Annotated in this window: 14 protein-coding genes; 5 read left to right on the top strand and 9 right to left on the bottom strand. The window is 45.3% G+C overall.

Features of this window, described 5'->3' with window-relative positions:
- Positions 1-196 precede the first annotated feature (196 nt).
- The 5 genes from P3L47_RS19205 (at position 197) to P3L47_RS19225 (ending at position 8,537) form a co-directional block, all read left to right on the top strand.
- On the top strand, positions 197-1,879 hold the full coding sequence (locus P3L47_RS19205) for an AAA family ATPase (protein ID WP_277781801.1): 1,683 nt from the start codon (positions 197-199) through the stop codon (positions 1,877-1,879).
- A 182-nt stretch (positions 1,880-2,061) separates the two neighbouring features.
- Positions 2,062-2,814 carry a DUF4469 domain-containing protein gene (locus tag P3L47_RS19210; RefSeq protein WP_122360293.1) on the top strand — a complete coding sequence of 251 codons (753 nt, stop codon included), beginning with the start codon at positions 2,062-2,064 and terminating at the stop codon, positions 2,812-2,814.
- Positions 2,815-2,969: 155 nt separating this feature from the next.
- The gene (locus P3L47_RS19215) at positions 2,970-5,822 is read left to right on the top strand and encodes a hypothetical protein (RefSeq protein ID WP_277781802.1); all 2,853 of its coding nucleotides are present in this window, start codon (positions 2,970-2,972) and stop codon (positions 5,820-5,822) included.
- Positions 5,823-5,902: 80 nt separating this feature from the next.
- Positions 5,903-8,143 carry a hypothetical protein gene (locus tag P3L47_RS19220; protein WP_277781803.1) on the top strand — a complete coding sequence of 747 codons (2,241 nt, stop codon included), beginning with the start codon at positions 5,903-5,905 and terminating at the stop codon, positions 8,141-8,143.
- A gap of 106 nt (positions 8,144-8,249) precedes the next feature.
- Entirely contained in the window at positions 8,250-8,537 is a 288-nt protein-coding gene (locus tag P3L47_RS19225) for an HU family DNA-binding protein (protein WP_122360294.1), read from the top strand.
- A gap of 128 nt (positions 8,538-8,665) precedes the next feature.
- Here P3L47_RS19225 and P3L47_RS19230 read toward each other — a convergent pair whose 3' ends face one another.
- The 9 genes from P3L47_RS19230 to P3L47_RS19270 all read right to left on the bottom strand — a co-directional run bounded on the left by P3L47_RS19230 (position 8,666) and on the right by P3L47_RS19270 (position 23,437).
- Entirely contained in the window at positions 8,666-11,353 is a 2,688-nt protein-coding gene (locus P3L47_RS19230) for a glycoside hydrolase domain-containing protein (protein ID WP_277781804.1), read from the bottom strand.
- Positions 11,334-13,556 carry an alpha-N-acetylglucosaminidase gene (locus P3L47_RS19235; RefSeq protein ID WP_277781805.1) on the bottom strand — a complete coding sequence of 741 codons (2,223 nt, stop codon included), beginning with the start codon at positions 13,554-13,556 and terminating at the stop codon, positions 11,334-11,336. The genes P3L47_RS19230 and P3L47_RS19235 overlap by 20 nt, the downstream gene beginning before the upstream one ends.
- Positions 13,557-13,634: 78 nt before the next feature.
- Positions 13,635-14,768, bottom strand: coding sequence for an acyltransferase family protein (locus P3L47_RS19240; protein WP_277781806.1), 1,134 nt, complete (start codon positions 14,766-14,768; stop codon positions 13,635-13,637).
- A 12-nt stretch (positions 14,769-14,780) separates the two neighbouring features.
- Entirely contained in the window at positions 14,781-15,884 is a 1,104-nt protein-coding gene (locus P3L47_RS19245; protein ID WP_277781807.1) for an acyltransferase family protein, read from the bottom strand.
- Between the two features lie 93 nt (positions 15,885-15,977).
- Positions 15,978-17,675: a RagB/SusD family nutrient uptake outer membrane protein gene (locus P3L47_RS19250; protein ID WP_277781808.1), complete on the bottom strand. Its 1,698-nt coding sequence runs from the start codon at positions 17,673-17,675 to the stop codon at positions 15,978-15,980.
- 19 nt (positions 17,676-17,694) lie between these two features.
- Entirely contained in the window at positions 17,695-21,045 is a 3,351-nt protein-coding gene (locus tag P3L47_RS19255) for a TonB-dependent receptor (RefSeq protein WP_277781809.1), read from the bottom strand.
- 225 nt (positions 21,046-21,270) lie between these two features.
- A complete protein-coding gene (locus P3L47_RS19260) occupies positions 21,271-22,281 on the bottom strand; it encodes a FecR family protein (RefSeq protein ID WP_277781810.1) in 1,011 nt (336 codons plus the stop codon).
- Between the two features lie 86 nt (positions 22,282-22,367).
- A complete protein-coding gene (locus tag P3L47_RS19265) occupies positions 22,368-22,946 on the bottom strand; it encodes an RNA polymerase sigma-70 factor (protein WP_277781811.1) in 579 nt (192 codons plus the stop codon).
- An 11-nt stretch (positions 22,947-22,957) separates the two neighbouring features.
- Positions 22,958-23,437 (bottom strand): helix-turn-helix domain-containing protein, encoded by a 480-nt coding sequence (locus P3L47_RS19270; protein WP_277781812.1) that lies wholly within the window; start codon positions 23,435-23,437, stop codon positions 22,958-22,960.
- Positions 23,438-23,475 lie beyond the last annotated feature (38 nt).

The raw sequence follows: 23,475 nt of genomic DNA on the forward strand, positions 1-23,475 counted from the left end.
GTAACCTATAACAGATGCACCGATCGTTACGCAGCCCCCAGCAAGGGATTGCGCAGCTTTTCGTGTGCGTTTGTGTAAACAGCCGCCAGCGGGCGGCCAATTGGCAGGCTCCGGCCTGAAACGATCTTTGACATGATGGGATTGAAAGGAATGGAAATATATTCCTATATTTGCAAATACGAAAACAATTAAGCTTATGGACAGAAAAAAGCTACCGATAGGCATCAGCGACTACAAGCTGATGATCAGCGAAGACTATTATTATGTGGATAAGACAGATTTTATCCGACAGATAGTAGAAGAGGGAAGTCTGATCACACTCCTCCCCCGTCCACGACGCTTCGGCAAGACGCTCAACCTCTCCACCCTGCGCTATTTCTTCGAGAAAACGGAAGGAAACAAATTCCGCCCGCTTTTCAAGGAGAAAAAGATCGAAGAGTGGAAAGACTTCGATAAGTATCAGGGGAAATATCCCGTGATCATGATCACACTCAAGGATTGCAAAGGCGATACGTTCGAAGAGACCCTGATGCAAATCGGCATACAATTGCAACAAGAGTTCGAACGCCACCGGTATTTGTCGGATGACCAGCTTTCAGAGATCAATCGGGAATGGTTTGATAAAATATACCGCTTGCAGGCTGACAGCATTATCCTGCAAAATTCCTTGCGTTTATTATCTGATTTGCTCACTGCCCACTGGGGAATACCCCCTCTCGTCCTGCTCGACGAATACGATACCCCTATCCACGTAGCCTTCGACAAAGGCTATTACGACAAGATGATCGGATTCATGCGAAACCTGATGAGTACGGTATTCAAAGACAATACGGATATCTTCCGCGGAGTCATTACAGGCATACTCAGGGTCAGCAAAGAGTCGATTTTCAGCGGGTTGAATAACATTGCCGTTTTCTCCTTACTGGATCGACCGATGTGCACCTCTTTCGGGTTCACACAGGAAGAGACAGACAGGATGCTCGACGATTACTCATTCGGTACTTATAAAGAAGAGGTGAAGCAATGGTACGACGGATACCTTTTCGGAGGAAAGACCGTCTACAACCCTTGGTCAGTGCTCAACTTTATAATGTATAACGGCGTACTCGCTCCTTACTGGGTAAACACCGGTTCCGATGTTCTGTTGCGTCACCTGCTCGCCGACGGACCTTCGCAGATACGCGAAGGTATCGAAGCTTTGATACAGGGCGATCCGCTGCGTAGCGTGATCAACGACAAGCTCGCCTTTCCCGATCTGCTGGCCGAAACATTCAACATCTGGTCGTTCATGCTCTTCAGCGGATATCTCAAAGCATACGACCCGGTAAAAACCGGCGACGACCTGACCGAATACACCCTGCAGGTACCCAACAGGGAAGTAAGGACGGTATTCTTTACCATCATCCGCAGCTGGATCAACAACAGCCCCGTAAAGAACGAACGACTCGAACTCATGCTCCGCGCATTGGACGAAAACAATATGCCGATCTTCCGCCGCCTGCTCAACGACTTCGTCGTCAATTCGCTTTCGTATTACGACACTTCCGGACGCGATCCGGAGAAAGTCTACCAGGCCTTCCTGCTGGGGTTGCTCGTCAGCAACAGCGCCTACGAAGTGAGCAGCAACCGCGAATCGGGCCTCGGACGTTACGACATCCTGCTACGGCCACGCGACCTGAGTAAACGGGGTATCATTATCGAACTCAAGCTCTACGACCCGTTGTACGACGAGTCCGTCGAAGCCATCCTCGACTCCGCCCTCCGGCAGATCGAAGACAAACAATACGCCGCTACGCTCCGCCAGGCCGGTGTCGGCGAGATACTTAAAATGGCGATCACCTTCGACGGCAAGCAGGTCTATGTGAAGACTGTCGAATAACCGAATAACAAATAATTCCATTCCTTTCAATCGCATCTGTAAACAATAAACGGATGCACCGATCGTTACGCAGCCTCCAGGCCGGGGGTTGCGCAACTGTTCGTGTGCGTTCGTATAACTGAAATAACACTGGTATTAACCGGGACAGAATAAAAAAACGCTGTCCCACAAAAGAATAAATTATGGCAAACACACTGAAAGTCTGGATGGCACCCAATACGGTGACATCCGACCCGAAAGACAGGATCTTTCTGCTGGAAACGACCGGCAATGCCAACATCGACAAAATCTACGAAGAAATGCGTGCCGAAGACACCGGGTTGCGTCCCGAAACCATCACACATGTTGTCACCCTCTTCGAGCGCGTCTGTGCCCGTATGCTGATGAACGGATGGCAACTCAACACCGGGCTGTTCTACGCCGTACCCCGCCTGTTGGGGCTGGCGGAAGACGGCAAATGGAACCCTGAAACGAACAACATCTACGTAGCCTTCACACAAAACAAGGTGGTACGCGAAGAGATCGGGAAAACCGCCATCAGTATCCTGGGCGAAAAAGCCGACGTGATGTACATCATCGGAACGGAAGACCGCAAGACAGGCCTGAAAGACGGTACCATGACACCGGGACGCAACTTCTTCGTGCGCGGTGCCAACCTCAAAGTGACGGGCACCGACGCATCCGTAGGCGTCAGCCTGACCAATACGAAAACGAAAGCCGTAGTGAAACTCGACGACGACATGATCACGAAAAACAACCCGTCCGAACTAACCTTGTTGATCCCCGCCGACCTGGCCGACGGCAACTATCTGCTGACCGTACGTACCCAGTTCGGTACCAGCAACCATCTGCTGAAAGAGCCGCGCGAAGTATCCGTCGACGTACATGTGGGAGCCGGAGGCGGCGGAGAAGACGATCGCCCCGTCATCGAATAAGACAACAGCCGGGAAGCCGCCCTTCCCAGCGTTGGGAAGTGTCTCTTCCCAGTACTGGGAACTGTGACTTCCCAACACCGGGAACCGCAACTTCCCGGAATGAAACAAATATCAATTTTTCAACGAATAATATGTTTAATTAAAAAACAACGAACATGAATGTTAAAAGTTTAATGCTGCTCCTCGCCATCGCAGGCCTGGGAGCAGGTTGCTCAGAAGATATCGAGAACGGAGGCGACTCTTCCGCGACCGGTACCCGAAGCGAAATTCAAATCGAAATGAGCGGAACCAGCGAGAGCCAGGAGTATACCAAGGCGATCGCTTCTGAAAGTGAGAACCAGATCAACGACCTCAAGGTCTACCTCTTTGCCGCCGCCCAGCAGGACGGCCCTTACTACTACCTGGAAACATGGCAGGAAGGGACGGCCTACGACCCGGCAAACCCCACAACCACCAACTTCAAGAAACAGGCTTCCGGCTCTTCCTGGAAAGCCTCGATCTATCCGAACGAGCTGAAAGGCGTACCTTTCATCAAACTCCTGTGTGTGGCAAATAACGGATCGAACGACGTGACCGACGGCAAGTTCTACGATGCCGACGGTACGGAGATTTTCAATGCCGCCGCCCCACTGACAGCCGTAACGACCGACAACGATGGTAAAATCACCAATGCCGATGCAGCAACGACGGAAACAGCCTTCAAAGCGGCCTATACCCGCCAGATGAAAAATGAGGCGGATGGGACGAAAGACATCATCCTGACCCCGCTTCTGATGACCGGCGACGGACAGACCAAAATCAGCGGCAGCGTGTCGAAGGTAAACATCACCCTGCGCCGCGCCATGGCCCGTTTCGACATCGACAACACCACGTCGAAATCGAACCTCACCATCGAGACCATCACCCTGGCAAATGCCCGTAAGAACACTTCCCTGTGGAATGCCACGCTGAGCGCCGTCGGAGACAAGGCTGCCGATCTGATGACCTACGCCCCCGTCACCTTCCCCGCAGAAAACACGGGAGCCAACAACGGCGTGAAGGAAAGCGCCATCTATGTCTACCCGGGACTGGCAACCGACGAAAGCTACCTCGTGATCGAAGGTACGTATAAAAGCCCGGTGACAACCCAGCAGGTGCCCGTCACCTACAACGTACCTATCCAGAAAACCAACGGCGCGGATGCCCAATATGTCGATATCAAGGCCAACAGCCGTTACAAGCTGAAGATCACCGATGTGACACAGGCAGCCATCTACGGTACATTCGAGATAGAAGACTGGACTTCGGGCGGCGGTATCAACATCAAACCGGATAACGACACACCGGTATTCGACCCGGCTACCGGATTTGCACCCGATGCCGCCGGTAGCAATGCCGACCTGCCTGTCGCCATCACGAATGCCGACGGTACGACTTCGACAACGGAATTCAAAGTGGTCGACAACAAGTCGTTCAAGGTAACGATTGCCGCTACCGGTAAAGTACGTGCCGAAAAGTCTGCCTACACGAAAACCCCCACCGACGGCTGGCTCGAAATCAGCGACCCGGCAACAGAAGAAAAAGACGGCGTATGGTATACTACCTTCACGCTCACTTCTACCAACGCTACCGGTCAGCAGCCGATCCTGGTGAATTTCATCAACGAAGCCGCCTCCTATGATCCGGCCCTCTGGAAAACACTGGTGTTCTACGGACCGCTCGCTGCTCCCGTACTGACCGAAGCCGCTGCAGGCCACAGCCTGGGCAACACGATGAAGACGGACGTAACTCCGGTTACCGCCTCTATGTATAAGGTAAACGGCAGCTACATCACGATCCAGGCGAAATGTATCGAAGGGGTGAAAGTAAAAGTTCCTGCCGGATTTGCCGCAGCCGAACAGGTAGGCGAAATCGCCGACTACACCGCTACATACAAATTGAAGATCAGCGATGTAGCCCAGTTGGGAGAAAGTTCTGTTACCATCTCCGTACAGAATGCCGAAGACGAAACTGTCAAGAGTGACATCGAGGTGACCCTGGAAGAACCGGACATGACTTCCGAACTGAATGCGGATGCCAATAATATCGCTACCATCAGCGGTAGTGCGGCTGCTTATACGATCAAGACGGATATAGACCTGTTGGCTTCCGGCAACTATACCTTCAAGATCAATTCTCCGCTGGGTGTAACTGTCGAGCTCCCGTCAGGAAAATGGCTCAATGTAACAGAACAGACGGCATTCGACGGAACCTGCACGGTTTACCGGGTCGCTAAATCAAGTGTTGAGACATACGACGATTTCGATATCGTATTCATCAACAAACTGGACGCAAACGACAAGCTGACGGTAACGATGAACAAGGCTTACAGCAAACCGAAACTGGATGCTGCCACAAGCGGAGATAAGAGCGAGTTCAACGAAGCTTTGGCGATTGCAGCCGACGGCTACTCAGCAACGGTCAACATGTACAAGGCTAACGACAGCAAGGTCTTCATCAAGATGACTTGTGCGGAAGCTGCTACCTTCGCCAGCGTGAGCGGATTAAGCGTGACGAAACAGAGCGACGATAATTACGAAATCAAGGTTACCGACGCTTCACAGCTCACCGATGCCACTACGGAATTGGTTGCTTCCAACAGTAGCGATACCGAACGTAAGGCTAAACTTACGATTACCTGGAAGGATCCGGCTATCACATTCGAAAAGACAGTGGACTCAGCCAATGCTGCTTCTATCGAGGGAGATAATATCAATGTAACGGGAACAACCTTTGCCGATAACTACGGAACCCTGAAAATCACAATTAAGGGCTACAAAGGTTCTGCTATCTCCGTTCCTGATTTAAGCAACACATGGGCCGGTATTGCCGGTAAGACACCTGCCGCTATCGGGGATGACGGAATAGCCGAAATCACATTCTCTGCCGCAACAGCCGTTAATACAGATGATACAGGCAACATCACGATTACCGTTACCAACGGTGTTACCAATGGTGGCGACAAGACAATCACTTTAGTCAAGAAGTAAAACCAACAGGGGTATGTCGGGGTAACGACCGGCAAACGCCGGATACCGACAGCCGACATACCTCTCTAACAAACAAGCATATGAACATAAAATATAAACTATCCGTTTTCGCCGCCTCCCTTCTGCTGATGGCGTGCACGAGCGAGAACGAGCTGGTGAACCCGACACCCGACGAAACCGGACAGGACGACGCTGCCAAAAGGGAAGTGTTGCTCACCTTCAAGAACAAATTGAATGTGGCTTCCGGCAAGACGAAAGCCGAAGGCGACCCGATCGCCACCGCCGAGGAAAACTATATCCGCTCGTTGGACATCTACGTGTTCGGCTCGAAAGACGAAATCAACGGTTACACCTTCCAGGAACTCCATTATTACCGCGACGACGCCTCCACCGTGGCAGGCGACGGCGACTGGGCACACAGTTTCAACCTGCTGGCTTCTGCCGAAGACAACGTAACAACAGCCTTGCTGAAATTGCAGAAAGGACTGTTCATAAAGCTCTATTGCGTAGTCAACCGGACTGTACTCTATCAGACAACCCCTGAAGGAACGGTGGAAGCCTATACCGCTTTCACCCCGCTCCGGCAGGATGCACCCGGACAGCCGGTAAACAATGTGGTCGATGGTGTTCCGACGGAAAAAGACTTCCTCAAACTGCACACGGCACTGATCGACCCCGCTGCCGCCGTTCCGACGGAAGACGATATCCTGCAGACACCGCTGCCGATGACGGGATCGCATACGACTCCGATCGACCTGACCGATTTTTCCGTCTCGGCACGTACGCAACTGAGTTTCAAACTGACACGTATGGCCGCCCGTTTCGATATCGTGAACAATGCGGCTACCTCCAAATTCACGGTCGAAAGCATCTCGATGGGCAACGGACAAAGGGGGACAAGCTTCTTCCCCGTCAAGACACTGGGAAAATCGGAAACCGACCGGATCACTTACCCGGCACGCGCCATAACAGCCGACAACCAGGTAGAAGGCAACGCCACGACAACCGGCGCTTTCTACAGCTGGCCCAGCCCGCAGAACGATCAGGGTTATCTGATCCTGAAAGGGAAATATACCGTCAACAAAACGGAAACGCAGGACGTCTCTTATAAGGTTCCTTTCCAGCAGATGGCAAACGGCGTAGGCAGCTATATCGAAGTGGCCAACAACCACCGCTACACCATCGCCATCACGAAGGCCGACACCTATCACCTGGATTTCACCCTCAACGTATCCGAATGGTCGGACGAAGGCGATATCGACGAGTACGACCCGAACAAGGGTAACGACTTCGACAAGGCTGCCGTCGAGCTTATCACCGATGGCGGTGCTTCTACGGGCGCTTATGTGATGGCAAACGGATCGATCGCCGTACTGCCGCAAGACGGCAGCAAGTTCGCTTTCACTTTGGGATCGAACACGGAATTGGAGGAAGAACTGGCCTACAAAGAAGGTTCGGCCCAATGGATCGTAGCCGACACACGCACCAAGGCCGGTTCCATCGAGACGACCTATACCTACAAAGTGGATAAAGAGGCACTCAGCGGAAAGCTCCTGCCTGTCACCATCCGCCTGAAAAACCCGGCAAGCGGCAAACGCAAAGACATCGTCGTGGCACCCACCGCAGGCCCTGAGGTAACACTCGGCGACAATGCCAGCGGCTGCTTCAGTACGTTCAAAGACGGTATGCTGACGATCTACAACGTAGCCAACCAAACTGCCAAGCTGCACGTCGTGGCCGAAGACCGCGCCGGTTCGACCGGCAGTACGCTGGCTATACAGGACAGCCCGGCATGGCTCACTGCCGATGCAACCAACCTCGACACAGCCGAAGGCGATTATACGCTGACACTGGGTAGTGCGCAGGACATGAGTACCACAGCAACCGTTACGGTTACTTCCACCGCTTCGACCGCCGCAACAACCGTCAGCGTCAAGCTGAAAGATCCGGCCATCACCGCTCCCATAGCTTCACAGTTCGGTAACGGCGACAATACGAACAACACCTTTACGCCTGCCGCCGGAGGGAATGCCTCCATCCTACTGGGCGAAGCAACTGCTGCTTCTACCTGTACGCTGGCGGTCAACTCGCCGGAAGGCATCACACCGAGCGTTAATACAGGCAGTAACTGGCTGAAGGTCACTTCGAAGGATGTAGTGAACAGCAACGGTTCGCATACGACGACCCTGACGCTCACGATCGTCGGAGAAGCTAACCTCTCCGAGGCTAAATCGGGCAGCATCTTGCTGACGAATGCTATCACCGGAGGAGGCGACCTGACAATCGACGTGTCTACGACAATCGTTCCGGTTGTTCCGTAAAGGAATATCCGTAAATAAACTAACGGAGGATATGTCGGAAGTCCGCCATGACAAAACGGACTTTTGGCATATCCTCTTCTAAACTCTACATTTATACTGAACTAAAATGAATAAACACGACTTAATAAAAGAACTATCCTCCCGACTGAATACCACACAGCAGGAATGCACTTCCCATCTGAATACTTTGCTCGACATTCTCAGCGATGAGCTGGAAAAAAAGAATTCTCTGGTACTGCAAGGTTTCGGCACCTTTCACCTATGGGAACAAACTGCCAGGGCAGGGAGGAATCCCAAAACAGGGGAAACAGTACCGATCCTTTCCCGCAACAGCGTCAAGTTCAAGGCAGGAAAGAATTTACTGAAAAAACTCAACAAAAGGGTAGATCAATAACTGCACCGCTAAATAAGGAGAATAAACTGCCTTCTGCAAACAACCCGGCTTCGGTCGGAAACAATCTTTGACGTGATGGGATTGAAAGGAACGGAAACATTATTCCTATCCTCTCAATCACATCCTTTTTATTTTTCCAGTAAAATGATCATACCGCCACGTCCCATGATCTCGCATTGGTTCAGGGAAGACAGTTTTCCTTCCCATTGTGTGTTCCGGATCTCCGGCAACAGATAGGAAGACGGCTTGAAGCCAAGCAGTTGTTCATCCAAAGTGATCTTTGCCGTTTGAGGAAGATCGGTCCAGTTTGCCAGTACGACAAGCGCTTTATCTCCGTTGATATAAACGGTAGCCGGGATATTCGTATTATCTGTTTTTACCGGACAACGTTCATCCCAATAGCCTCTCATCACGGCATTCTTCATACCGAAATCGTCCCAAATATGCCAAAACGGAACAGGGTTTCCACTCCACGGCAGGCGGGGAAGCATACCGTAGACCATTCCACGGAACACATTCCGGGCATCCAACGTTTCACTCATCAATCCGAAAGGAATACCGGACATTTCCACCAGCCAAAAGTCCAGCGTATTGTTTGCAGGGAAACCTTCACCGATCCAGGTACGGTCTACATAAGGCAGTAACTCCAAATAAAGATGCAACGAGTTTGCATAGCCGGCCCACTGATTCATATGGTTCCAGGAGTGGATATCGATCAAGCGGCGTTTACCGTCGGTATCCATTACACGGCGGGCACGTTGCAAGGTCTGATGATCCAGAGCACTGTCGTCGATATAGACACCATCCAGGCCCAGGTTTTTAATCATCCAGTCCAGCCCTTCCAGGTAGTAATTGTTCCAACGGGAGTCAGGGGTGGTGATAACCGAGATATCCATATCGCCGGCATATTTACCTTCTTTGAAAGCGTTATACCAGGCGGGGATGAAATGAGTCGTCAGGTTCTTGTTCAACCATTCGTGAGGACCGTTGCGATGGATCAGTGTACGGGCATCCTTTCCGGGACCGTCATGAATCACTTCACTGCCCAGGCTGCGCAATGCCCACAACTCCGGTATCTTCACCGTCAACTCACGGGTCGTATAATAAAGCCGGACATCCAAATCCTTGCTGTGTGCATCCGAGATAAAGCGTTTCAGATCCGGAACGGCTTCATCGTAATACGGATAGTTAATGAACGGGTAAATATCTTTCTTATGATGCACATTGATCATATTGGCTCCCGCTTTCAGGGCAGCAGGGATATAACCGGCACTCACATCGCTGTTGGAATGGTAGAAACGTTTTTCCGCCAGTTCCGGCAGGTTAAGCGGTTTCACCGGCGTAACCAGCATATTGAAATTATAATGAAGGACATCGCCTTTCTGCATCGAACGTTCACCGCTGTAGGCTGTCATCAGGACTGTGCCGTCTTTATCGGGCTGAATGTCGATACCGCCCTTATTGGCATTGCCCCACGAAGCAGGCAGGTTCAACTTACCTAAACCATAATAGATATTCACCAGCGGACGCACATAGTTCTCATCTTTGAAGCAGAAGTTCAGACCGGCGTTTATATTTCCCATCCAGATCTTATCCTGATGCTTGTCGACGTTCCATCGCCAGTTGATCAGGGAGTCGGGGCGCAAACCGCCTTTATGCCCCAAGCCCATCATATACTTGGCGGCATACGCAGTATAAGGTACTTCCAAACGGATATCCTTCACCTTCACGTCTCCCAGCGACTTCACCTGTATCCGGTAATCGACCAGACCGTCGAAACCGAAGGTACCTGAACACTGCACTTCAAAATGACGGCTCTTCCGGGTAGCCGTCCAGTTTACCGACGCCTTATTTCGTCCGGTGATCCGCAGCGAACCGCCTTTCAATACTTCTTCGCCATTCTCCGTTTCGATCACGAACCGCATTTCACCTGCCAGGACAGGGTTATTGCTCTGATCGTTCAATTGGTTACTCCGATCATAGCGGGTAGAAAGGGATTGAGGCAACCCCTCTTTCGACAGTTCCATTGTCCCTCCCAGCCAGGAGATCGTTTGTTTCTGTAATTGAACGGGAATATACGGAGCCGTCGGTTCATCCGCATTACCGATGGAAGAATCCAGCCAGCGCAGACGGGTTTTACGCCACCCTTCGTTATCTCCGTGGTTCGCGATAGGAGAACCTTGTACGGTCAATTCGCAGGCAATCTCTACCGGTTTTGCATCAGCTGCTTTGATCGTCACTTTTCCTTTATAAACACCGTCAGCCGTTACAGGCACATCAGAGCCGATCCATAATGCCTGTACATTTCCTTTGGGAACATTCACTGTCTTCTTAAAAGATTTACCATTCGTATCGGTTCCTCCCAGGTTAAAGCAACGGAAAGCAGAAGCTGGAATCTTGTTCCCTTTTTCATTCTTCCAGTCGGAGAAAATGACAGACAGGTCCGATACAGTTTGATACGGGGCGAAGATTCCTACCTGCCAGGTATAGAACTCACCCGGTAGACAATCGCCCTGAAACTTTGTACGTGAATCGGCCGACCGTTCCACCCAACGCACAGGTATCGCATCCGTCATACGGATATCGTGTTCCCGGTCTTCCGTAAAACAGAAATAACCGGCTTCCGGGTTTTCCTGTATCAACTTCTTCACCGCATCCGACGAAGCCACACGGCGCATTTCCGAATCCTGCTCGTTCACCGTTCCTTGTCGTTTCAAGTCATCGAAGGCATTCGTTACATCATCCTGCGCCTGCATCACACAAGGCAGGGTCAGAAGCGAATATACCATCAGGTACTTAATTTGTTTTCTCAACATTGTAGTATTCTTTTGATAATTGTTTGTATTTGTCCAGCATCCGGCGGGCTACGGTCACTTCATCTCCTTCCGTTATCGGAGTACGCGCCTTACCCGGACGATCGACGAAAGCCAACTCCCAGTCAGCCAATGAATCATAAAACTCATTCGCACGGAAAGCCTGGCGGCCTAAATCCATCTTTGCATCTTCCTCCCTGTAAGCCGTTCCGTTATCGAGATGTCCCTGCAACATATCATAGAACTTCGTCCAGCGTTGCAGATAATATCCCTCGATCAAACCGGTCCATTCGCGCCATGAATAATCGAACTGACGAACATCGACCTGTCCGCCCCAGATAGTCACCAGCGAAGAGGCATTCTTTTCAAACAAATTACGTTCTTCGTCGGTCGTTCCCCAGGCACAGGCATCCGTCAACCACTGGTCAAAGTTAAACTCTGTACGGGTACGAAGCAAGATATCTACATCTTTTAATAACTCAAGGAAACGTCCGGAGTGCAGGGCAAACGCCTCTTTATCCTTTTTCTTGAATGCTTCTGCCGCTTTTTTATGTATTTCCTGTCCCAGGTTAGACATGATCTGACGCTGCACATCGACAATATCGAAACGATATGGTTTGGAACCTTTCAATTGTTCCGCATCCTGCAACAAACAAGCTTCGGCTTCTATCAACGATTGAGGGTCGTAAGGGATATTGAAACCGGCATTCGGTCCCGACTTCTTTACATCTACAGCAGGACGGGCACAGATGATCGAACTGGACTCCACCCCGTTCGTCCCGGCACGATAAGGACCGGCAAGCAATAACTCCCAGGCCTTACCGGCAGCTTCGGAAGGTGCGCCGTAACGACGCTGCGCATATTTATCCAACCACTCTTTCAGCTTCACCGAGTCCTGGTGAACAGGCATCTCAAAGGCTAACTCATAGAATACGGGATTCTGTCCGATCGACTCCATAAACAAACCGGAGCCTACCACATTCGGTGTTTCCTGCTTCGCTTTCATAAACTGATTGGACGATACCAGCGGCAAATCTCCGTGAAGATTGACACGTCCGCCAAAATTATGCAGATTACCTACCACAAAATCATGGTTACAGAAATGATCTTCTCCCCCTAACGCACCGTTCAGACTCAATACGAGCAGGTCATGTTTCGGTACGACGGATGCAATATCTTTCCGGAAGCTCCAGGCTTGCATCACCCACAACGCATCCGGGTCGAACGTCTTCATCAATTTGTGGATAGAAGAACCTACTGCATTCAGATATTCAGGCGTATCCACAGGTGGTTTGCTTTCATGGAAAGGATCGGCTGCATAGAGTCCGTAGGTCCCGTATAATTTTTGTTCCTCTTCCAGAAAGGCTTTTCCCAGTTCCGTAAACAGCGGGTCGAGCGGGTCTAACTGGCAGATACCTTCAAATCCGTACCAATCCGGTTGCTTCTGTATCTTGGCCTCCGGGAACTTTTCCATCATCTTACGAGGTACAGCACCGGAAAAACCTTGCTGTATCGGTGTCATTCCCAACTCCAACTGACGGTTTACCACTTGTTTACCCAATGCGATATGCGAATCGATCCATGATTTCGGCAGCGGTCCGCCGAAGCTCTCGATATTAGGCATCCACTGCCAGGCAAAATGGGCAGGATCGACCAAATAAGAACGTGCTTCCTCATCCGTAAAACCGAAACGAAGTAGTGTATTATACCAAACGCCTTCCAGTCCGACAACCGACAAAGGCGTATTGATCGAGTTCATAGCCATATAGTCGATCTCACGCTGCCAGCGTTCCCAATCCCACCAGGCACCGGTATAGCTCAACGTACAATAATTAAAATAGACACGATACTTACCGTTAATGATCCGGTGTGTCGTCTCAGCCGGAACAGGCAGTGTCTCCGGCAAGTTCAACTGATCGCCGAACCAGGAGACATGGGCGTTGCAATGATATTTCAGGTACTGGTTATAAGCTGTTGCCAACGATACCGTATTGTTCCCGCGCAACACGACTTTGCCGTTCTCCCCGGCCACTTCATAGACATCGCTCCCGTTCTCCGGCCCGATCAGTTCCAGACAAAACTGTTTGCCATATCCAGGAGTTATACGTTCGATCAGGTCATAAGCCGCCTGTATCTGCGGGTCTTTCTGACAGGACATCAAAGATAAAAAACAAAAAAGCAAGAATACTTTACTTAGCATTTTCATGGTATAAAACTTTAAATTATTTCTTACTAGACGTAATAAAGGAGGTTTACCCTATGAATTTATACAAATAAACAGACTTTATACTTTTAAAAATATCTTATGTTTATACAATATCCATAATATGATATAAATAACAATAAAATTCGACAAACCTATCAATACTGGATAATAAGCCCCCAAATATTGTTCCAAACCATGAAATAAAGATGCACCAATACATCTGAAATTTGCCACATCCGCCAACATATATGCCACAATAGAATTCATGCCAAAAACTTTCAGCCAAGTGTTATTCTTAAAATATCCCTTGTAATCAATCCAATAATAAAATAACCCCATTAATAAGAAACAATACCCACTACTAACCAAAACCATCGAACTCGTCCAAATATGTTTGATTACCGGCATCTGGAAATTCCATAACCAACCAAGTATCACCATAATCATACCTATTCCGAACAAATATTGATATTTCTTTTTCGGAGAAAGTCCCCTTTTCAATATTTCGCCTGCAAATAGTCCGGTCAACACAGTCACGCCAAAATTCAAACTACTCAATACCCAGGTATAACGATAGCCTTTTGAAAAAAGAACCACTCCATTTTCTATTTCAGCAAAATGTCGGAAACGCCCTAAAACCACTCGGTCTACCCACTCAGCCAGATTCCCGTCACGGGTATAATCGCCACCGCCGAAACCATCGACCGTTATAAATTGCATGGCAGCCCAATATGCCAACAATAAAATTACCGTCACAACAACCTGCGTAGATGTCCGGAAATTCAAAAATAATACCGCTGCGATCAGATATCCCATCGCTATCGATTGTAATGTATTCGAATATAAATAAATATGATTCGGATCAAGAGCCAGTAAATTCCCCTGGCACATCATTCCAAAAATCCACAACAACAAAACACGCTTTCCAATACGTCGATAAACCAGCCATTTATTAGATTCCGTTTTATAGCGGGATAAAGCAAAAGGAATAGAAACTCCCGCCATAAACATAAACAACGGCATAATTAAATCCCAGGGAGAAAACCCTTCCCAGGAAACATGTGAAAAATTCCACATCACTTTATTAAACCAGGGAGCATTTATTGCATCCCTCAATAAATAGAAAGTTGCTTCACAGAGTATGAGACAGAAAAGATCAAAACCCCGCAACACGTCTAACGACTCTAGACGTTTATAGCTTGTTTTTTCCATATTATTAATAATTTACACTTTCAAAAAGATTTTCTGACGATATAAAAAGTAAAGAAACAACCAACATAAAACAATGTAGCCTATCGCACTCATAAATGGTTGAGCCGATTCAGGAAACAAATGAATCAATCCACCGAATATTTTATCATTGGTAAAAGAAAAATCAATGAATGCTTGTGCCAAATAAATAGTAATCGAATTCATCCCGATTACGGTGAAAAAAGGAGTCCATTTCCGGTAGCCCCTTACATCTATGATATAATAAAACAATGCAAATAATACAGTTGAGTATCCTCCGACAACACAAACAAAAGAACTGGACCATAAACGTTTATTTATCGGAAAAACAAGATCCCACAAAAGACCTATTACAAGCAGACAACATCCGGTTATCAATAAATAGAAAACCTTTTTAGTATTTGTAAAAGTATCCTTCCCGAATTTAATAAATTCACCGGTAAACATCCCCAGCAAAGCTGTTCCAATAGCAGGGATAGTCGATAAGATACCTTCCGGATCCATCAAACCATGCATGCCAGGTAAACAGAGCCGGTCGATATAACCAGCCAGACATCCTTCCCGCGTAAAGACACCCGCACCATTACCATCCGGAGCCGGAACCAATGCCAATAGTAACCAATATCCTATCAAAATACCAACCGTAATCCATATTCGTGTTAAGGTTCTCGTATTAACGAATATCAAGGCTCCAAACATCCAGGCTAAACCAATCCGTGCTAAAACACTAGCATAACGCTGATGTTCAAAATCCAAATTAAGTAATCCATTATATATACATCCCAAAAGAACAAGAGTCAGTCCTCTCCGGACTATTTTTTTATAAATAGCCGTATCCGACATTCCTTTTTCTCTCTGTTTCGTTAATGAAAAAGGAAATGATATTCCGGCAATAAAAAGAAACAGAGGGAATATAGTATCCTCAAAAGCCAATCCATGCCAAGGTACATGATGCATCTGTTTTGCTACAGCTTCAAAAAAAGGTGTCGGGATCAATGTTGCCAATCCTATAAACAACGTTCCCCCTCCCATTATAAAAAACATGTCAAATCCCCGGAGTGCATCCAGTGATTGAAGACGTCTAAATTGCTTTTCCATATTATATCTTGAGTATTACTTTTAACAAAAAACAAGTGTTTTTCCTGGAATACTTTACAATAAAAGGAAAAACACTTGTCTGTAATTTATCGGTTAGTCTAACGGATTAAATGTTCCTCCACTCCAACCTTGTGTCTGCTCCATCTTGGAATTCGTTTCTAAATATTTATTCGGAATAGCATAGAAATAATAATTGTCTTTAAAATCAATTGCAAATTTCTTATCCAAAATAACCAATGAATCCTTAAAATAGGCCGCATAATTATTTTCAAAATCAATGGTGTCTTTCATTGTATTGAACTCACTTTCTGCAATCTTCAGTTTTGGTAAAATACCATGACGAACTTTCCCATTCAACTCCGTAGCAAACAGACGTCTACGCCGTAAATCCCAATAACGTTTCCCTTCGAATGCTAACTCTAGTTTTCTTTCCAGCATAACCGCATCAATCATCTGCTCACCGGATAAGCCTTTCTTCAAGCCATACATCCCGTCATTTCCTGCCAATATACCTGCCCGCTCCCTAATTATTTTCAGAATATCGTATGCCTCGTCCACATTCCCCATCACAGCTGCACACTCTGCAAAATTCAACAATACTTCCGCATAACGTATCTCAATCCAATCAGTGCTGCTTCTTTCCGTATAATAAGGTGTATAACTGGGATCAACGGCTTTTCTACAATAAAAACCGGTCTGTGTCGGATAATTAAGTTCTGCACCCGCATACGTCCACTGCCTTCTACCAATTTTGCCACTCAGTTCCCACAAACAACTATTATATGCAACCGTTACCCTAAAACGGGGATCCCGGTTCTTCCAATACAAAACAGGATCATAATCCGCCGATTCTGTAATAGGTACACCTGTGACCATCGGATAAGATTCGACCATCTCAAGTGTAGGATGATTCTGTCCTGTACGGTTCTGTGCTTCGGACAAAGGCCGGGATGCGGCATTCCAGGCATTTGTTACACCGGGCTCCTGATACCTGCGTCCCCAGACAACTTCCTTGTTCATTTCGTCATACCATATATTTTCATAATCAGTATATAACCCGTAACCATTTTCAGCCAACTCTTCTTTTGCCTGTTTATTTACTTTATAGGCTGTTTCCCAACGATCCATCAGATTATCAGGATTGAATTGAGGACTGGCATAATAAAGTAATATCCTGGCCTTTAATGCCAGTGCAGCAGCTTTCGTTGCTCTTCCAACATTATCTCCTGTCCAACTCCAAGGCAAATTAGCATATGCATAATCCAAATCCTGCAATATGATATCGATACAGTCAGAAGTCTTATTTCGCGACACCAACAAATCATCCGTCAATTTTTGAGGCAGCAAAAGCATCGGAACCCCTCCATACACTCGAACCATCTCAAAATATCTCCATGCGCGCAGGACAGAAGCCTGAGCCTTTAAACTTGTAGATGTTTCTGCATCTATCGCCAAATTATCCTCTAATTTTTCAAACAACAAATTTATATTACGGATATCTTCGTAATACCAATGGTCTATCGAAGCAATAGTCAATTGTCCGTACAAGACATCGGTTTCTCCTTCTGCTTCATCGGAATAGGATGAATAATAAATCCTATTACTCTCCTCTTCCCCTGCCCATTTGGGCAAATTTTTCGCATACAATTGATTCAGGTAAGCCGTAGCATAATTGGCATCACTCCACACTTGGTCATCTGTTACCGATGATAAATCTTTTTTATTAAGGATATCCGAACAGCCCATGCTGACGGTCAATAAGGATCCAAATAACAAATATTTAATATTCATAATACTATACGTTTATATGTTAGAAACTAAGATTCACTCCAAAAGAATAACTTTTCATCAAAGGATAATTCCTGATTCCTGCATTTTCAGGATCAAAATATTTCAACTTATTCTGTAATAAGCATAAATTATTACCTGTCAGGAAAAACTTTAGCTGGGCCACTCCCCATTTATCCAAGAGGCTCTTAGGCAAAGCATACGACAGATTTACATTTTTCAAACGCATGAACGAACCGTCACGAACCCAAAAGGTAGATTGTACAGTAGCAGCATTGCGAGTAGCACGAGGGAAAGAGGCATTTATATTCTCCGGAGTCCAATGGTCTGTCCAATAATTGAAGTTAGTTTCTTCCGGACGTCCTTGTGTTGTTCTCATATCAATCATTATATCATTTCCGGCAACTCCCTGTAAGAATATATCCAATGAAAATCCTTTCCATGAACCTCCCAGAGAAATTCCATAATTCAAAGGGGGTGTCGTATGATTAATAATCCAGTCCTGGTCATACTCATCGATTACACCATCCGGATCATCACTATTAGCACCTCGCAAATCTTTATAATTCAACATTCCTAATTCCGGTTTCTGCCCTAATATGGTATACCCTTCCGGTAATGCGTCCAGTTCTTCCTGCGTCCGGATAATACCGGTTGCGATATACCCCATCTTTCGGTCCGAGCTATAACCTATTTCAGATTTATAGGAACGAAGATTTTCCGCTTCGTCTTTCTCTATCACTTTATTGACAGCATACCCTAAATTTCCCTTTATATAATATTTGAAATCTTTCCCGATTTTATCATTATAGCCTAATTCAACTTCAAATCCTTTTGCATTTATTACAGCATAATTCTCCGAAGGCATTTTAGCTCCGAAAGTAGCAGGAATACTTGCCGCACGGTCACCGAGAATGTCATAAGTATGCCGATAAAAAGCATCTGCCGTTAACGACAATCTATTATCCAACACATTCAAGTCAATACCCAAATTGTATGTCAAAGACTTCTCCCAGGTTACATCTATATTCGGTATTACATCAGTCGCGATACCATCACTCAATGAGCCGAAATAAGCTCCGTTTGTAAAATTATAACGCTGCATCCATTGCCAGCCGGCTACTGCATTTTTATCAGCCAATACAATCCGGTCGTTCCCCAATAAACCGATAGAAGTTCTCAATTTAAGATAATTGATAAACTTCACATTGTCTTTGAAGAATTTCTCTTCAGAGACCCTCCAGGCCAATGATGCAGAAGGGAAAAATCCCCATCGATTTTTAGGAGCAAAATTGACAGACCCATCATAACGGAAAGATGCTTCAATTAAATATTTATCATCATAACCATAATTCAAACGACCAATATAAGAAATGCGTCCGGTTTCTTCCCCCTTACCATCTACCGTTGAATTCTTAGAATCCGAGTTACCTGCAAACAATTGATCGATAGCCGATGAAAGGAAATAGTTCCTTTGCCCGTTAAACCAGTCTACCGTCCCTTCCGACTGTTCATAGACAAACAAAGCTCCAACATCATGTTTTCCGAACTTATTGGCATAAGTAACATATCCGTTCAATTGATAGCTATCCTGATTATCATATTTTTCCAAAAGGAAATCACCGTCATTTCTCACTTTTACAGACGAAACGACATCCGTTATAATATGATTATGTCCTCCCGTCGTCTGATATTCATACATGGAATACGGACGGCTGAACTGTTTTACAAAAGTATGCCTGTTATACTTATTGAATAAAAGTTTCAAGCTTAGCCCTTTTACAAAAGGTACATTATATTGCAATGCTATATTAGCTTCATAGTTCGAATACTTTTTTCTGTTGTATCCGGCATGATCTTCTAAATTTTCCAGAGGATGGAATTCATTAAATGTTCCGACAGGCCGGCCATCGATATAAGGGGGAACTTGTCCTGTACGGAAAAGTAAGCCATTGAACAAATCATACATAGTATCATTATCCTTATCGTACTTCCAATAAGGTTTATGATCATTCCGGATATCCATATTAATATTTAAAGTGGCAATCAAATCTTTTGTAATATTAGCCTCCAAATTACTCCTAAGGTTATATTTCTTAAAACTCAGATTCTTTAAAGAACCCGTTTCGTAATAATAATTACCTCCTATAAAATATCGTACACGATCATTTCCGCCACTTACATTTATAGAATGTCTTGTCAACAACGGTTGTTTCCATGCTTCATCCAACCAATTATAACTGTTCTTTTTAAAATATTCAAGTTCATCATCCGTATAGAACCGCATATCTGAAGGATCTACATTTTCTACCCTCAAATAATCATTAATTAAAACAGCCTGATCATATGCATTTTGTGTTTCGGGAATCATGGTTGCATCCGATAAACCGATAGATCCGGTATAAGAGATCACAGGTTTACCGATCTGTCCTTTTCTAGTTGTAACCAAAATGACACCGTTAGCGGCACGGGCTCCATAAATAGCAGCAGAAGCTCCGTCTTTCAAGACCGAAACATTTTCTACTTCGCTAGCATCCAAACCATCGAAAGCAAACTTATCCCTGATAATCCCATCGATCACATACAAAGGTTCCGTATCGTTCCAGGTACCTTTGGCCCGTACCGTCATATCAGAACCTGCCCCCGGTTTTCCTCCCGATTGAGTAGATAATACACCTGCAATTTTACCGACAAGGGCATTCGATAAACTTGATGCAGGAACATTCTGTATTTCATCCGTACTAACAGAAGAGATCGATCCTGTTAAATTCACTTTCTTCTGTATTCCGTAGCCGACAACAACCACTTCATCCAGAACTTGTGTATCCTCACGTAAAGTGATATTAAAATCTGTCTGATCCTTTATTTTGATCTCCTGTGTCAAATATCCTATATAAGAGATTTGCAGCATAGAGTTTGCAGAAACCTCCAACGAGAATTTACCATCAAGGTCCGTAATCGTACCATTTGTCGTACCTTTATCTGACACACTGGCTCCAATAATAGGCATCCCCTGAGTATCTTTTATCACGCCTGAGACTGTTTTTTTTTGCTGTTGCACAGATGTTGTATCCTCATTTTTAGGCATAATCACAATTTGTTTTCCATTTACCTTAAACTCACAATTGGGTAAAATAGAAAGAAGTATATTCGATACAGTTTGATTATCCGCATTTAGAGATATAAAACTATTCACATTAATCGTTTTATCATTATAAAAAAATGTATACTCACTCTTTTTCTCTATATGCTTCAAAGCTTCTTTTACAGTTACATTCTCTACTTTCAAACTGATTTTTGCCGTCTGGGCATTCGATTCCACTGCCGAAACTTCCAAGAGGACTACGGTTAACAAAGCCAACGTTAATTTCATAACCCGAAAGTTTTTTTGTGTTAAGAAAGGACACAATAATCCCTTCCTCCAATTTTTATTCATATTTTTACATGGATTTTTAAGTTAGACATTTAATCCCATTCCCTGCCAAGAGATGTGATTGTTTAATTGAAATCTATGGAATAGGTGAGTGTTCCCGCACCCACCTATTTTTCTATTTCTTATGTATCAGGCTTCATATTTCTATTATTTTTAAGGTTAATACTATTTTATCGGAGTTATATAAGCTTTTTCACCCTCTATCCGGTACCTGATAGGAGCAATAAAACTCATTGCCTTCAATATCTCCTCTATATTTTCCTGCCGTATGGTAAACGACATTTGTGTTGATTGAGCGAATTTTTCAGGACAGACAATCTCTATATTATACCATCCCTCCATACTGATCAGAATATCCGATAAACGGGTATTATCAAACACCAGGCGATCTTTAATCCAGTCAGCATACAAACTGGCATTAACCGGTTTCACAGAAGATATATGGTTTGTCTTTTCATATTCAAAGACTTCATCCGGTTTCAGAAAAATGTCCTTATCCATGCCTGTACCCGTTATTTTTACACTCCCCGTCAACAAAGCTGTTTCAATACTTTCATGAGAAGAATAAGCGGATACATTAAAACTTGTTCCTAAAACCTCTATGTCGATATCACCAGTCCGGACAATAAACGGTCTTTCCGTATTCTTCACTACTTCAAAATAAGCCCCACCATTCAAATTGACCGTACGTTTCTCTCCTGCAAATTGTTCCGGATAACTAAGACTACTTTCTGAGTTTAACCAGACAATGGTACCATCGGGTAAAGAAAATTTGCCTTTACTTCCTTTTGCTGTAATCAACTGATTCCTAACTAACAGTTCCGGCTGGGATGATCTATTAGAGAAACCGAACCAATATCCCATTCCTAAAAGAAACAGAAAAACAGCAGCTATCTGATACCAGCGTACAAAAGGAGCTCCAACCTTTTTCACCGGCTGTCGGCCCTGTACGCTCATAATTCGTGACTTCAAACGTTCCAAAGCAATGTCGACCTCTAATTCATCTGTAGTTGCCGCATTACATGAAATCCACAAATCACGTGTATCTGTAAAGTTTTCACGATTTTCATCAGATTGTTTCAACCAGTGAAGAAGCAATATTTTCTCCTCCAGTGTTGCTGAACCATCCAAATAGCGGATTATAATTAGATTTATATCAGTTGTATTTGTTTCCATATCTCAATCTTCTACTAGTAATACAAAAAAAGAGAAGTTTGCCCTACCTCTACTAGTGCATTTTTTTCAAACAAAAATATTTTTTCTTAATAACCCTCGTAAAGAAAAAATAATAAAGTGATTAAACCTTCCTCCGTTAAATGTTTTTTCAAACCGAACAATGCCTTACTAATCTGTTTCTCAACAGCTTTTACCGTGATACCTAACTGTTCGGCTATCTCTTTATTTTTTAAACCATAAGAACGACTTAACGTAAATATTTTTTTACACTGGGAAGGGAGTGTATCTACATAAGCAATGATTTCGGCTTCCAGTTCTTTCAATATAAGACTTTGTTCTGAGTTCTCAATATATGATGCCAGATATTGATCCAAGATCTCCTGTTCATTTTCTTTATCCAATGAAAATTCTTTATTCTGGTATTTCTTGTTGAGCACATTCAATGAACGGTTATAGACCGATTTAAATAAGTACGACTTCACAGCCCCATCAAATTCAATCATATCTCTTCTGGACCATAACTCAAAAAAAGTATCCTGTACAATATCTTCCGCCAGCTCCATATCATTGACAAAACGGAATGCATAAGCCCTCAACGGTTTGTAGAAACGTTTGAACAACGATTCCAAAGCGGTTAATTCATAAATATGCTTTTCTGAAACCATACTAAAGCCAATTAGTTTATCGGGTCCCCTCCTCCATACAACCTTCTTGCTTCAGCAAAAAGATCGACAACAACCTCTTGCTTTCCTTTCTTCTTTTGGGAATACTTCTTTACTTCCGGAACATCAATCAAGCTTGTATATCCATGTACTTTGATTAAACTTCCTCCTTGTATTTTGGTCACAGAGATCAGATGCATAGCTTCCAGTTTGCGGATCAAACGATTGATCGAACCGATATTGATACCGGACATATCCGCTAATTGCTGTTGTGTTCCAACATACTCGCCCCTTTTACACGGCACTTTCCGTCCGTTTAAATTGGCACAACCATCAGCAAAAAAACAAATGTCGAACAACAACAAATGAAGCTGTCCCAACTGACGGGTAGCTGGATTTTTTATCAAATTCAGTGTATACCGTGGAATTTTCACATAAGACAATCCCATTAAATCGATAGCCTGATTCTCATTGACTGACCGGAACTCATTCATAGCATCTAATTTATTTAACACATATTACGATGTAATAT

The organism is Parabacteroides chongii (assembly GCF_029581355.1).
Lineage (GTDB): Bacteria > Bacteroidota > Bacteroidia > Bacteroidales > Tannerellaceae > Parabacteroides > Parabacteroides chongii.